12 protein-coding genes are annotated in these 14,199 nt (G+C 43.3%); all 12 read left to right on the forward strand.

The genetic code is table 11. The annotated features are described in order from the left end of the window. Positions 1-19: 19 nt before the first annotated feature. The 12 genes from mraZ (at position 20) to AC2YHV_RS09385 (ending at position 14,184) form a co-directional block, all read left to right on the forward strand. The gene (gene mraZ, locus AC2YHV_RS09330; RefSeq protein ID WP_034313914.1) at positions 20-451 is read left to right on the forward strand and encodes a division/cell wall cluster transcriptional repressor MraZ; all 432 of its coding nucleotides are present in this window, start codon (positions 20-22) and stop codon (positions 449-451) included. Between the two features lie 52 nt (positions 452-503). Beyond that, a complete protein-coding gene (gene rsmH, locus AC2YHV_RS09335; protein ID WP_487373076.1) occupies positions 504-1,436 on the forward strand; it encodes a 16S rRNA (cytosine(1402)-N(4))-methyltransferase RsmH in 933 nt (310 codons plus the stop codon). Positions 1,437-1,468: 32 nt separating this feature from the next. Beyond that, entirely contained in the window at positions 1,469-1,825 is a 357-nt protein-coding gene (ftsL, locus tag AC2YHV_RS09340) for a cell division protein FtsL (RefSeq protein ID WP_063576915.1), read from the forward strand. Between the two features lie 2 nt (positions 1,826-1,827). After that, positions 1,828-3,984, forward strand: coding sequence for a penicillin-binding protein (locus tag AC2YHV_RS09345; protein ID WP_487373077.1), 2,157 nt, complete (start codon positions 1,828-1,830; stop codon positions 3,982-3,984). Positions 3,985-4,096: 112 nt separating this feature from the next. Further along, on the forward strand, positions 4,097-6,019 hold the full coding sequence (locus AC2YHV_RS09350) for a stage V sporulation protein D (RefSeq protein WP_034313905.1): 1,923 nt from the start codon (positions 4,097-4,099) through the stop codon (positions 6,017-6,019). Positions 6,020-6,177: 158 nt separating this feature from the next. Continuing rightward, on the forward strand, positions 6,178-7,650 hold the full coding sequence (locus AC2YHV_RS09355) for a UDP-N-acetylmuramoyl-L-alanyl-D-glutamate--2,6-diaminopimelate ligase (RefSeq protein ID WP_057278447.1): 1,473 nt from the start codon (positions 6,178-6,180) through the stop codon (positions 7,648-7,650). 90 nt (positions 7,651-7,740) lie between these two features. Continuing rightward, a complete protein-coding gene (gene mraY, locus AC2YHV_RS09360) occupies positions 7,741-8,718 on the forward strand; it encodes a phospho-N-acetylmuramoyl-pentapeptide-transferase (RefSeq protein WP_034313901.1) in 978 nt (325 codons plus the stop codon). After that, complete coding sequence (gene murD / locus AC2YHV_RS09365) at positions 8,719-10,071, forward strand: UDP-N-acetylmuramoyl-L-alanine--D-glutamate ligase (RefSeq protein ID WP_268563902.1); 1,353 nt, start codon at positions 8,719-8,721, stop codon at positions 10,069-10,071. It begins immediately after the preceding gene. 151 nt (positions 10,072-10,222) lie between these two features. Then, entirely contained in the window at positions 10,223-11,329 is a 1,107-nt protein-coding gene (gene spoVE, locus AC2YHV_RS09370) for a stage V sporulation protein E (RefSeq protein ID WP_034313896.1), read from the forward strand. Between the two features lie 354 nt (positions 11,330-11,683). Next, positions 11,684-12,592 (forward strand): UDP-N-acetylmuramate dehydrogenase, encoded by a 909-nt coding sequence (gene murB / locus AC2YHV_RS09375; protein ID WP_487373078.1) that lies wholly within the window; start codon positions 11,684-11,686, stop codon positions 12,590-12,592. A 130-nt stretch (positions 12,593-12,722) separates the two neighbouring features. Then, positions 12,723-13,505, forward strand: a complete 783-nt coding sequence (locus tag AC2YHV_RS09380; RefSeq protein WP_063576911.1) for a cell division protein FtsQ/DivIB — start codon at positions 12,723-12,725, stop codon at positions 13,503-13,505. Continuing rightward, positions 13,492-14,184, forward strand: a complete 693-nt coding sequence (locus tag AC2YHV_RS09385; protein WP_487373079.1) for a DUF881 domain-containing protein — start codon at positions 13,492-13,494, stop codon at positions 14,182-14,184. The genes AC2YHV_RS09380 and AC2YHV_RS09385 overlap by 14 nt, the downstream gene beginning before the upstream one ends. The last annotated feature ends 15 nt before the right edge of the window (positions 14,185-14,199 follow it).

Genomic DNA, 14,199 nt, shown 5'->3' on the forward strand with positions numbered 1-14,199 from the left:
GAATGTGGGGGTAGTGGGTATGTTCATGGGAGAGTACCATCATAACATCGATATAAAGGGCCGTTTGATAGTCCCGGTGAAATTCAGGGAAAATCTCGGGGAGCAATTTGTCCTTACCCGCGGACTTGATCAATGTTTATTTGGTTACCCTATGGAAGAGTGGAAGCTGCTAGAAGAAAAGCTGAAAGCCCTGCCTTTAACAAAAAAAGATGCCCGAGCCTTTACCCGTTTTTTCTTTTCTGCAGCTACAGAATGCGAAATTGATAAACAAGGGCGAATTAATATCCCCACGCCGCTTACTTCATATGGCCAATTGGAAAAAGAATGTGTAATTCTTGGTGTTACCAATCGTATTGAGATTTGGAGCAAATCCCTTTGGGAAAACTATTTTTCAGCTTCGGAGGATTCTTTCGCTGAGATAGCAGAAAATATGATTGGCTTTGATATTTAAGGCTGCCCTCAGAAATAGAGTCACTCAATAACCGATTGGAAGGATGTCTAGCATGTTTCAACATACGACAGTGTTATTAAAAGAGACGGTTGATGGATTGAACATCAAACCTGATGGAATTTATGTGGATTGTACTTTAGGAGGAGCCGGTCACAGCGAATACTTACTTTCACAGCTCTCTGACAAGGGCAGGCTTTATGCTTTTGATCAGGATGAAACGGCGATTCGGAATGCTAAGGAAAAATTGGAAAGCTATGGCGAACGTATTGTTCTTGTTCCTAATAATTTTAAATACTTAAAAGAAGAGTTGAATGCCCGGGGAATCGAGAAAGTGGACGGGATCCTTTATGATTTAGGTGTGTCATCCCCGCAATTGGATACACCGGAGCGTGGTTTCAGCTATAACCATGATGCACCATTGGATATGAGGATGGACCAAAGTGCAGCCATTTCTGCCTATGATGTCGTGAATAATTGGTCATTCCATGATTTACTGAGAATTTTCTTCCAATATGGAGAAGAAAAGTTTTCGAAACAAATTGCCAGGAAAATTGAAGCGGCACGTGAAATAAAACCGATTGAAACGACGTTCGAACTTGTGGAATTAATTAAGGATGGGATACCGGCCCCGGCAAGACGTAAAGGCGGACACCCTGCGAAACGAGTGTTCCAAGCAATAAGGATCGCTGTGAATGACGAACTTGGTGTCTTTGAAGATTCCCTGGAGCAGGCCATTTCGCTTTTGGATAAAGAGGGAAGAATATCTGTTATTACATTCCATTCGCTCGAAGATAGAATTTGTAAAACGGTATTTAAAAAGGCCAGTAGCATGCCGGATCTTCCGCATGGACTTCCAGTTATCCCGGATGAATTCAAACCAACTTTGAAAATAATTACGAGAAAACCGATTTTACCTTCAGAAGAAGAATTGGAAGGGAATAATCGTTCCCGGTCGGCTAAGCTAAGAATCGCCGAAAAGCAATGATTACAGAAAAATATCAGTGAGGGGGAACATGAATGAGTTCCATAGCCAAAAAAGTACAAGAACAGCAATATGAAGACCAACAGCAGCAACAGGCACAGCAAACAGTGGTCATCCGTAAAGCGAAGATATCCATTGGTGAAGTTTTCTTACTCTGTGCCCTTGCTATCATGGTTACCTTCATGGGAGTGAAAATAGTCTCTAATCAAGCGGCCATCTATGAAACGAATAAAGAGATCCAGCTAGTGGAAACGTCGATTGAAGAACAGGGTAAAGTGAATGATGATTTGAAAGTGCAGGTTGCTGAACTTAGTACATACGAGAGAATTTGGAAAAAAGCTGCAGCGCTAGGGTTCAAGTTAAATGAGAATAATGTGAAGGGTGTGCAGTGATAATGCAGAAACAAAAAAATATGAAGCATGGGGCAGCCGGATTATTCTTCTTATTCGGCCTGCTCTTTTTTGTTTTAGTCTGCCGCTTTTTGTATATTCAGGTGACTGGTACAGCTGGCGGGGAGGTACTGGCTTCGAAAATCGACAAGAAATATGAAAAAAAACAGATCATAGAAGCAAAGAGGGGAAGCATACTCGATACAAAAGGTGAAGTCATCGCCGAAGATACTTCCTCCTATATCTTAAGGGCAGTACTTAGTGAAAAGGAGCCGGAGCATGTCAAGGACCCGGAGAAGACGGCGAATGAGCTTGCTAAATATATCGACATGGATGAACAGGACATCTATGAAAGACTTACGAAAAAAGGGGCATACCAAGTGGAGTTTGGCAGTGCCGGCAAGGATTTGACTCAGGTCGTCAAGCAGAAAATAGAAAAATTGGAACTGCCGGGAATTACATTCGGAAGGACGAATAAACGTTTTTATCCGAATGGGATTTTCGCCTCCCATCTGATTGGCTATGTAGAAAAGGATGAAGAAACGGGAGAAATGGCTGGTAAGTTCGGCATCGAAAGGTATCTCAATAAAGAATTGCAGGAAACGGATGGGAAGCTGACATATGACAGTGACTCATGGGGTTTCCTCTTACCGGATAAGAAGGAAAAGGTCGTTGCACCTGATAATGGCAATGATGTCATGCTTACGATCGACAAGAAAATACAAACATTCTTGGAAGACTCGATGAGCAAAGTGCAGGAAAAATATGATCCCGAACAAATCATAGCGATTGTCTCCAATCCCAAAACGGGGGAGATTGTGGCGATGGGGCAAAGGCCCACCTTCCATCCGACAACGAAAGTCGGGCTAACGGATACATGGCGTAACCTGGCAATTGAAGAAACCTTCGAACCGGGTTCAACCATGAAAACATTCACCCTTGCCGCGGCTGTTGAGGAAGGGGTCTTTAATCCGAATGAAAGCTTTGTTGCAGGAACCTACAAAGCCGGATCGGGAAAAATCGGGGATCATAGCGGAATCGAAAGAGGAAAGAGCATGACCTTTCTGGAAGGGGTTCAACGTTCCTCGAACGTCGCTTTTGCCACACTTGCAATGGATAAAATAGGAGCCGATACGTTCCGTGAGTATTTGACTAAGTTCGGATTTGATAAAAAAACGGGAATTGACCTGCCAAACGAGATAACCGGTAAAATTCAATACAAGTATAAGCTTGAAAAAGTGACTACCTCCTTTGGACAGGGTTCGACCGTTACACCGATTCAACAAATCCAAGCTGCATCCGCAATAGCCAATGACGGAAAAATGATGCGGCCGTACGTGATAAAAAGCATTTCCGATCAGGATACCGGAAAAATTTTGAAAACGACCAAGCCGAAAGTGACAGGGCAACCGATTTCGGAAGAAACTGCAAAACAAGTACGTGATTATTTGGAAACGGTAATTTCCGCGAAAAAAGGAACAGGGAAAAAATATGCCATTGATGGATATCAAGTAGCGGGGAAAACCGGTACTGCACAAATTGCGGGTCCGACGGGTAGATATTTAGAAGGGAAAAATAACTATGTGTTCTCCTTTTTAGGAATGGCTCCAAAAGATGATCCGCAGTTGGTCATGTATGTGGCGGTCAAGCAGCCCAAGTTAGGTGTATCTTATGTTGGGGCTGATCCATTGTCAGAGATATTTAATCCTGTCATGCAAAATAGCCTGCAATATCTAAACATAAAACCTTCTGAAGTTAAAAAACAAAAAGCGAATAAAATCAAAGACTATACGAATCAAACCGAGAGTTCAGCTGTTACAGAACTGAAGGAACTTGGTTATGATGTAAGTATGATCGGAAGTGGACGTAAAGTGCTCGACCAATCCCCGAAAGCGGGGAGTGTACTCTTACAAGGTGAAAAGATAATCCTCAGGACGGAAGGCGAAATGAAAGTTCCTGACATGAAGGGATGGTCTTTACGCGATGTCATGAAATTGGCTAAGGTTGCAAAACTGGATCTGAAAACCGAAGGTACTGGATACGTGAGTAAACAGAGTCTTAAGGCCGGGAAAAAGGTAAATGAAGGGGAAACCTTCAATATTGAATTATCCCAGCCTGATGGGGCTGGTGAAGATATACCGACAAAAGAGAAAACAGAGTGAAGATAAAGAGGGGATCCAAATGGATTCCCTCTTTGTTTCTTTCAAAGTTTCTAGTCTAGCATCGAGTAGACAAGCATATATTGAAGCATGTATGAAATGGAGGTGCCTGTTTTTGCGTGTTTCGAATGTTACTGTCCGAAAACGGCTGGCAATCGCATTGGCGATCGGTATCGTAGTTTTTTTTATCATTGATATCCGATTGGGAATTGTACAGTTTTATCTAGGGGATAAGTTGACGGGGCTGGCTAAAGATTCCTGGAGCAGGAATATTCCTTTTGAAGCCAAACGGGGAGAAATCCTTGATCGGAATGGTGTCGAGCTGGCAACGAATATATCTGCGCCAACAGTCTATGTCATCCCTAGACAGATTGAGAATCCTGGGGAGACGGCGGAACAGCTTGCTTCAATATTGGATATGACAAAGGAAAAGGCTTATCAATGGTTAACGAAACAGGCGATGAGCGTCAGAATTCCGGAAGGCAGAAAGATATCTCACGAAAAGGCGAAGGAAATTAAAGCATTGGGGATAAAGGGCGTATACATCGCTGAAGATTCAAAGCGCCATTACCCATTTGGTGAATACCTTTCACATGTTCTTGGCTTTACAGGCTCTGACAATCAAGGGTTGATGGGTATTGAATTGTCTTATGATAAGGAACTAAGCGGGGAAAAAGGATTCGTTAAATTTTACTCCGATGCGAAAGGGAAAAGGCTTGAGAATATGGCCGATGACTATAAGCCCCCTGTTGATGGTGATAATTTGAAGCTGACCATCGATAGCAAAATCCAGACAATTGTGGAGAGGGAGCTCGATAATGCGGAGGCGACATATGATCCTGATGGTATAATTGCCATTGCAATGGACCCGAACACTGGGGAAATCTTGGCAATGTCCAGCAGGCCAACCTTCGACCCTGCCAATTTTCAAAATGTCCCCTCGGAAGTGTATAATCGTAATTTACCAGTTTGGAGTATATATGAACCAGGATCGACTTTTAAGATCATCACGCTTGCTGCGGCGCTTGAGGAAGGGAAGGTCGACTTACAAAAGGAACATTTTTATGATTCCGGACATGTGGAAGTGTCAGGATCAACGCTGCATTGCTGGAAAAGCGGAGGGCATGGGGATCAAACTTTTCTTGAAGTGGTCGAGAACTCATGTAACCCGGGTTTTGTAGAATTAGGGAACCGACTTGGTAAAGACAAGCTGTTTAAATATATAAATGATTTCGGTTTTGGGCAAAAGACGGGAATTGATTTAACAGGAGAAGGAAAAGGAATCATGTTCAACATGGATCGAGTGGGTCCGGTAGAGCAGGCAACTACTGCGTTTGGACAAGGTGTAGCCGTAACGCCCATTCAGCAGGTGACAGCGGTATCGGCAGCCGTGAATGGCGGGACTTTGTATACACCATATATCGCGAAGGAACTCGTGAATCCAAAAAATGGGGAAGTGCTGATGCGAAAGACCCCTCAGGCGAAGAAAAAGGTGATTTCAGAAGCAACCTCGAAGAAAGTCCGGGAAGCGCTTGAATCCGTTGTCGCCCAAGGAAGCGGTAAAGGAGCATTCGTGGAGTCGTACCGCGTCGGCGGGAAAACGGGTACAGCCCAAAAAGCTGAAAATGGCAGATACCTTGAAAATAATTATATTCTTTCATTCATTGGTGTCGCTCCAGCGGATGATCCGCAAATCGTCGTTTATATAGCTGTGGATAATCCGAAAGGAACGGTACAATTCGGCGGGGTCGTTGCCGCACCGATCGTTGGGAATATCATGGAGGATTCACTTAGGGCCATGGGCGTCAAGCCAAGGAAAAACCAGATTGAGAAGGAGACGGTCTGGACGGATCCCGTCATGGTCGAGGTACCAGACGTCGTGGGTCTCAGCAAAAAAGAGTTGCAAACCCAGCTCATCGACCTTAAGCTTGATATTGCCGGAAATGGGGATAAAGTCATAAATCAAGCCCCAGATCCAGGTGTTAAAGTAAAACAAGGCTCTACAATAAGAATTTATCTTGGCGAAAATACAGAATAAGTATAATATAATATATGAATAGTTAAAGCGGCTGAAGATTCATCAGCCGCTTTGTTTACGGAGTCGGGATAACCCCGTATAATTGAAATTGGTTTCTCGACAAGCCAAGGCTAATCACATATAATGAATCCTCAAATTAAGTTGAGAGGGATGGAAAAATGAAGCTTCACAAATTACTATCTTATTTACACTCCTTATTTACGTATGAAGGAGAAAATCCTGAAATCACCTCCATTGAAAATGATAACCGTAAAGTCATAGACGGAAGTTTATTTGTTTGTATAAAAGGTTATACAGTCGATGGTCATGATTTTGCCCAACTTGCTGTAGAGCATGGAGCTGCAGCAGTCATTGCCGAAAGGCCGCTTGACCTCGATGTTCCCGTGATCGTAGTCAGGGATTCGAGCAGGGCGATGGCGGTTCTTGCCGATGCATTTTATGGCCATCCGACTCAAAAGATGCGCTTGATCGGAATTACAGGAACGAATGGAAAGACGACGACCAGTCACTTATTGGAAAAGATTTTCGAGGATCGACATGAAAAAACAGGCTTGATTGGCACGATGTATACAAAAATCGCCGATACGGTATATGAAACCAAGAATACGACGCCAGATAGCGTTACACTGCAGAAGGCTTTTCATGAAATGGCCGAAGCATCCGTCTCCACGGCCATTATGGAGGTTTCATCGCATGCACTTGAGCTTGGGCGCGTCCATGGCTGTGATTATGATATTGCCGTCTTTACGAATCTCACACAGGATCATTTGGATTTTCATAAAACCATGGACAGATACAGGCAGGCAAAATCCTTATTTTTCTCACAGCTTGGCAATGCTTACATAGAAAATCGCCCTAAATATGCTGTGCTTAATGCTGATGATGAGGCAACTGCCGATTTCATTAAGGCGACTGCCGCTACAGTCGTTACATACGGCATAGACAATGAAGCGGATATCAGGGCCAAAGATATAAAAATTGATGCAAATGGCACATCGTTCACCTTGACAGCAGGTAAAGAAGAGCGATACATTCAGCTGAAGCTAATTGGTAAATTCAGTGTTTATAATGTACTCTCTGCCATCTCTGCTGCTTTGTGCGCCGGTAACGATCTGGATGAGACAATTAGATCCATCGAGGATATAAAAGGTGTTGCAGGCCGTTTTGAGCTCATTTCAGCGAATCAGGACTTCCCGGTCATTGTTGACTATGCCCATACTCCGGACAGTTTGGAAAATGTTCTGAAGACTGTTGGTGAGTTTGCTAGAAAGAAAATTTACGTGATAGTGGGCTGCGGCGGGGACCGAGACAAGACAAAGCGTCCAATCATGGCGCAAATTGCATGCAGCTTGGCGACTGACCCGATCTTCACTTCGGATAATCCACGCAGTGAAAATGCTGCCCAGATCCTCCGGGATATGGAAGCTGGTGTAGCAGGCAAAGAATATACGGTTATTGAAGACCGCAGGCAGGCGATAGCTTACGCAGTTTCCAAGGCGGAAGAGGGCGACGTTATATTAATTGCTGGAAAAGGTCATGAAACCTATCAATTGGTCGGTGACGAAGTGCTTCACTTCGATGACCGTGAGGAAGCGGAAAAGGCGATTCAAAGTCGTTTGGGTTCAGTTTGAACCAATGCTGAAATTGCCCTGCAACAAAATAGGAAAAGACATCAAGCAGAATTTAATATTTGAATTGTGTTAGGAATGAGGGAATAAGGAATGTTGGAACAAGTGATTTTTTATACGATTTTGGTGGCGTTTTTAGTAACCGTTCTTCTTTCGCCGATTTTCATCCCGTTTTTAAGAAGATTGAAATTCGGGCAAAGTATTAGGGAAGAAGGCCCGCAATCGCATTTGAAAAAAACGGGAACACCCACCATGGGCGGTTTGGTCATATTATTATCTGTTACCATCGCTACACTAGTCATGACTTTGAAATTTTCGGCACCTTCAACCGAAACGTATTTATTATTATTCGTTACTTTAGGTTTTGGTTTATTAGGTTTCCTTGATGATTTCATCAAAGTGGTCATGAAGCGTAACCTGGGACTGACTTCCAAGCAAAAACTGCTTGGACAAATTGTGATTTCGGTCATCTTTTACTTCGTCTTCAAGCAAACAGACCGTTTTAATCCTGAATTGACGATTCCAGGCACTGACTTTGCTTTTGATTTTGGCTGGTTTTATCTGTTCATCGTTATATTCTGGCTGGTAGGCTTTTCGAATGCCGTCAATTTGACGGATGGGCTTGATGGACTTGTCTCAGGGACATCAGCCATTGCCTTTGGTGCTTTTGCCATTTTGGCCTGGAGTCAGTCACAATATGATGTCGCCATTTTTTCGGTGGCGGTTGTCGGTGCAGTACTCGGATTTTTGGTATTCAATGCACACCCGGCAAAGGTTTTCATGGGGGATACGGGCTCCTTGGCCCTTGGGGGAGCGATCGCAACCATCGCCTTGTTAACGAAGCTTGAAATCCTCCTGGTAATCATTGGCGGAGTCTTCGTCATTGAAACGCTCTCGGTCATCCTTCAGGTAGGATCTTTTAAAACGACTGGTAAACGTATATTTAAAATGAGTCCGCTTCACCACCATTATGAGCTTTCCGGCTGGTCGGAATGGCGTGTCGTCGTCACTTTCTGGACAGTGGGGCTGCTGTGTGCGGTACTCGGAATCTATTTAGAGGTGTGGATATAAGTGAAAGAGACTGCAAAGTATTCAGAGAAAAAGATATTAGTATTGGGTTTGGCAAAAAGCGGAGTGATGGCAGCTTCGCTTCTACATAAATTAGGTGCTTTCGTGACGGTTAATGACATGAAGCCATTATCGGAAAATCCTGAGGCTCAAGGACTTCTTGAACAGGGAATCAAAGTCATCTGCGGCAGTCATCCAATCGAGCTTCTGGATGAGGGGTTCGAGCTGATCGTGAAAAATCCGGGAATCCCCTATCGGAACCCTATCGTAAAAGGGGCATTGGAAAAAGGGATTCCTGTTATCACGGAAGTTGAACTGGCCTACCAGATAAGTGAAGCACCTTTCATAGGAATCACTGGTACAAATGGGAAAACGACCACGACAACATTGATATACGAAATGTTGAAGTCCGGTGAAAAATCCCCGCTGATTGCCGGTAATATCGGGACAGTGGCTTCTGGTGTTGCTGAACATGCAAAACCAGATGACTCGATCGTCATAGAATTATCATCGTTTCAGTTAATGGGAATAGACGAATTTCGTCCTGAAATCTCAATCGTGACAAATTTGTATGATGCACATTTGGATTATCACAGTTCCAAACAGGAATATGTCGAAGCAAAAGCTGCCATCACGAAAAATCAAATAGCATCAGATTTCATGATTTATAATGCAGATCAAGATCTTGTTTTATCCATGGCGAAAGAGACTAAGGCTCAACTTGTACCTTTTTCAGCTGAAGTGAAACATGAGAATGGAGCCTATGTGGAAGATGGTGCCGCCTGTTTCCGAGGGGAAAAAATCATTGAAGTTTCAGAGATAGCCCTTCCCGGGAAGCATAATTTGGAAAATGTACTCGCCGCCATCTCAGCGGCCAAGCTTAAGGGTGTAGCTAATGAAGCCATTCAGACTGTATTGAAAACATTTTATGGTGTGGAGCACCGTCTGCAGTTCGTGGCAACGATCGATAACCGTAAATTTTATAATGATTCGAAAGCGACGAACATTCTTGCAGCAACCAAAGCGTTAACATCCTTTACGGAACCGGTCATCTTATTGGCAGGCGGTCTGGATCGCGGAAATGAATTTGATGAGTTGAAACCGGCGATGAAAAATGTCAAAGCCGTGATAACTTTTGGCGAAACGGCGGAAAAAATTGAACGGGTAGCCAAAGAAATAGGAATAGCGAATATAAAACGTGTCGATAATGTAGAAAAGGCCGTACCGGCTGCATTTGAATTATCAAATGAAGGCGACTGTATTCTTCTCTCCCCGGCTTGTGCAAGCTGGGATCAATATAAAACTTTTGAGCAAAGAGGAGACATGTTTATGGAGGCCGTGCATAAACTTAAGTAAGAGCTTTCGCAGAGAGAAGTGAACCTGCTTCTACGTTGACACCATGAAAAAAAGCGATAATGAGCCGTTATCGCTTTTTTTTTGACTAAAGTGCTGACAAGCAATCAGCACTGATGTTTATATTCGTAGGCTAAAAACTTCCTAGAGGTGGATGTCCGTGCCATTAAAAAAATCGAATCCTGATCTCATTCTCATTATCGTCACCTTAAGTCTTTTGACTGTTGGATTAATCATGGTTTACAGCGCGAGTGCCATTTGGGCAACATATAAATTTGATGATTCGTTTTATTTTGCTAAAAGGCAGTTGCTTTTTGCCTGCGTCGGTGTCATAGCCATGTTTTTCATCATGAATGTGGATTACTGGACGTGGCGGACATGGGCCAAAATCCTTATCATCATTTGTTTCATTATGTTACTGGCTGTGCTTGTACCAGGTATAGGGATGGCGAGAAATGGTTCGAGGAGCTGGATTGGTGTAGGTGCTTTTTCGGTCCAACCCTCTGAGTTCATGAAGCTGGCGATGATCGCTTTTTTAGCTAAGTTTTTATCAGAACGGCAAAAGCTGATCACCTCCTTTAAAAAAGGGATGCTTCCATCCTTGGGTTTAGTGTTTTTGGCATTTGGTTTGATCATGTTACAGCCAGACCTTGGAACGGGAACGGTAATGGTTGGAACGTGCATTGTCATGATTTTTATTTCCGGGGCAAGAATCAGTCATTTTGTCGGCTTGGGGCTAATTGGGGTAGCTGGTTTTATCGGTCTGATTTTGTCAGCGCCCTACCGGATAAAAAGGATCACGTCTTTTCTGGATCCATGGGAAGACCCTTTGGGCAGTGGATTTCAGATGATTCAATCGTTTTATGCAATCGGGCCAGGGGGATTGTTCGGATTGGGGCTCGGGCAAAGCCGCCAAAAGTTTTTCTATTTACCCGAACCGCAGACTGATTTCATTTTTGCCATACTCTCCGAGGAACTTGGCTTCATCGGGGGCTCTCTTGTCATTTTATTATTTGCGCTAATGCTTTGGCGGGGCATTCGGATCGCACTTGGTGCTCCTGATTTATACGGGAGCCTTGTAGCGGTAGGAATCATTGCAATGGTCGCCATTCAAGTGATGATCAATATAGGGGTGGTAACGGGACTTATGCCGGTTACGGGTATCACCTTGCCCCTCTTAAGTTATGGCGGTTCATCGCTGACGCTCATGTTGATGGCGATTGGGGTGCTCCTGAATATTAGCCGATATTCGAGGTTCTGAAATAAGAAAAAAATGTGGTTTGGCAAAAGGGAAGTCCTGTTGAACGCAGGGCTTCCCTTTTTTACGTTGAAAACCCTTCCAGGAAAAACGATTTTTTTGGGGGGCTTGCCGAAAATTAGAAATAAATGAAATGCCGCTTAAATATTACCATGTATGAATGTTGGGGAATCCACAATAAATATTGGCAATACGTCTTTGTTTAGACTATAGTATAAGAGGGTTAGGCCGTACTGAGGCTTGCTTCTGTTCATTTTTCTGCTAAAAAGGCGTTATTAATCTTGTAATAAAAGTGACCTCATGGAAGAGGAAATGAAAATTATAACTTGGAATTTTGGAACAACAAGGAGGTTTATCATGGATAATGTGATAAAGCAATTAACTGAAATGAAAATCGGCAAAGTTCTTGAACAGGAACCGCTTGCAAATCATACAACTATGAAAATTGGGGGGCCGGCTGATTTATTCATCGTGCCGTCATCCATTGAAAATATAGAAAAAACGATGCAGGTCATCAAAGAAAATGGGATGCCGTGGAGGGTGATCGGCAGGGGCTCGAACCTGCTGGTCAGTGATGGCGGAATTAAAGGTGCCGTGCTTAAATTGGGCAGAGGACTTGATCATCTCGAGATAAATGGGACGGAGATCAAAGCAGGAGCTGGGGTATCACTTGTCAGCCTCTCCGTACAAATCAGTAAAAAAGGATATGCAGGATTGGAATTTGCCAGTGGGATTCCTGGTTCCGTCGGCGGAGCGGTCTATATGAACGCTGGTGCACATGGTTCCGATATGAGTGAAATACTCAAGCAGGCACATGTTCTTTTTGAAGATGGAACTCTAGCTTGGCTTTCGAAAGAGGAAATGGAGTTTTCTTATCGAACTTCTCTGCTTCAGAAGAAAAGACCCGGTATCGTACTGGAAGCAATTTTTCAATTGACAGAGGGGGATAAAACCGAAATCGTTGAAAGAATGCAAAATAACAAGAATTATCGTAAAGATACCCAGCCGTATAATCTTCCATGTGCCGGGAGCATATTTAGGAATCCACTTCCACACCATGCTGGTAAATTGGTCGAGAATGCAGGCCTGAAGGGACATTCTATTGGCGGAGCTCAGATTTCACCGATGCACGGGAACTTCATCGTTAACACAGGTAATGGAAGTGCAGCGGATGTTCAAGCCTTGATACAGCATGTGAAGGATACTGTATATGATAAATTCGAAGTTGAAATGGAAACAGAAGTGGAAATTATCGGAAGAAAATAACGGGATTCATTATATCCAAATATTGTGATATAATGTGTTACCTTTAAAGTTTGTTAAGAACATAATATTGAGTTTGTCTTGATTTCGCACTGTCAAGAACCATCCATTTTTTCAGGAAGAGGTGAAGGGGATGGAAAAGGGAAAAATCGTTTCCATTGAGGACCGCATCCCGAAATTAAAACAATTAAGAAAAAGCAAAGCAAACAGGCGACTTGTTCTTTTGCTGTCCCTTTTCTTCATTCTTGTTGCTTGTGTGCTATATTTCCTATCCCCGTTGAGCTATGTGAAATCCGTGCAGGTAGAGGGGAATCGTTATATTACTTCCAAACAGATCATTAAATTGAGTAAGGTGAAGAAGGATCGAAGCATCTGGAAGGTTGATACAGGGACAGCGGCAGCCAATATCAAAAAAAATCAAGAAATAAAAAGCGTTAAGGTGACACCGGTATTTCCTAATTCCATTAAAATTACGGTTTCGGAACATAACAGGATGGCATATCTGTCCAATAATGGAAAGTTTGCACCCATTTTGGAAAACGGGTCCGTTTTAGAGGAGTTAGCAACAGGAGAAATTCCAGTATTTGCCCCTGTTTTAATTGGTTTCAAAGAGGGTAAAGCATTAAAGTTGCTTTTAGAAGAGCTGGACAAGCTTCCTGACGAGATTCAGAATGCCATTTCGGAAATTCATTATGCTCCTACAAAAACCGATGAATACCATATCGTCATGTTCATGAACGATGGGTTTGAAGTAAGTGCGACAAGCCGGACTTTATACGAGAAAATGATTCACTATCCATCGATAGTCAGCCAGCTGGATCCAAATGTAAAGGGAGTCATCGATCTGGAAGTGGGTTCTTATTTTAAAGCATATGAAGACGCTGAACAAAAGGAAGACACCAATGAGGAAAATTAATGGCAACCGGGTGGTTTTACCCCTGGTTTGCGTGGTTCTCGGATTCATGATTGCCTTCTCTTACAATCTGACCAAAGAAGGTGAAGGTGCAGGGAAGGACAAAGCCTGGGACCAGGAATATGAGCTCAGGCAGCAGCTGATCGGACAAGAGAAGCAGAACCGGGAACTTCAGAAGGAACTCCTCCAGAAGCAAGAAAATGTATCCCAAATAGAAAAAGACCTAGCTCAGGAAAAGCAGCTTTTTTTCAATTTGGCAAAGGAAACGGAAAAATACCGAATGTTTCTCGGAAAAGTGAAAGTGAAAGGCTCAGGCCTTCAGGTGACGCTTGAAGATGGTACAGATATGGAATCAGAAGCCAATGTTAATAATTACCTCGTCCATGAACAGCATGTCTTCAAGGTCGTCAATGAATTATACATATCAGGTGCAGAGGCTGTTGCGATTAACGGCCAAAGGTTAAATCATGATTCATACATAATCTGTAATGGGCCTGTGATTACAATCGATGGCCATCAGCACCCTGCTCCCTTCATCATATCTGCGATAGGGGACCCAGAAGTCCTGGGTGCTTCACTGGATTTACCGGGTGGCATCAAGGAACAGCTGGTTAATGAGAATATTATCTTTACAGTGGAAAAGCAAAAGAATATCATTTTTGATCCAATTATTGGAGGGTGATCGTGACCGCCGGAT

It is taken from the genome of Peribacillus sp. SRI_006, assembly GCF_057586375.1.

Coding starts and splice junctions, on each gene's coding strand:
- mraZ (WP_034313914.1), top strand. CDS start 20: ATGTTCATGGGAGAGTACCATCATAACATCGATATAAAGGGCCGTTTG.
- rsmH (WP_487373076.1), top strand. CDS start 504: ATGTTTCAACATACGACAGTGTTATTAAAAGAGACGGTTGATGGATTG.
- ftsL (WP_063576915.1), top strand. CDS start 1,469: ATGAGTTCCATAGCCAAAAAAGTACAAGAACAGCAATATGAAGACCAA.
- AC2YHV_RS09345 (WP_487373077.1), top strand. CDS start 1,828: ATGCAGAAACAAAAAAATATGAAGCATGGGGCAGCCGGATTATTCTTC.
- AC2YHV_RS09355 (WP_057278447.1), top strand. CDS start 6,178: ATGAAGCTTCACAAATTACTATCTTATTTACACTCCTTATTTACGTAT.
- mraY (WP_034313901.1), top strand. CDS start 7,741: ATGTTGGAACAAGTGATTTTTTATACGATTTTGGTGGCGTTTTTAGTA.
- spoVE (WP_034313896.1), top strand. CDS start 10,223: ATGTCCGTGCCATTAAAAAAATCGAATCCTGATCTCATTCTCATTATC.
- murB (WP_487373078.1), top strand. CDS start 11,684: ATGGATAATGTGATAAAGCAATTAACTGAAATGAAAATCGGCAAAGTT.
- AC2YHV_RS09380 (WP_063576911.1), top strand. CDS start 12,723: ATGGAAAAGGGAAAAATCGTTTCCATTGAGGACCGCATCCCGAAATTA.
- AC2YHV_RS09385 (WP_487373079.1), top strand. CDS start 13,492: ATGAGGAAAATTAATGGCAACCGGGTGGTTTTACCCCTGGTTTGCGTG.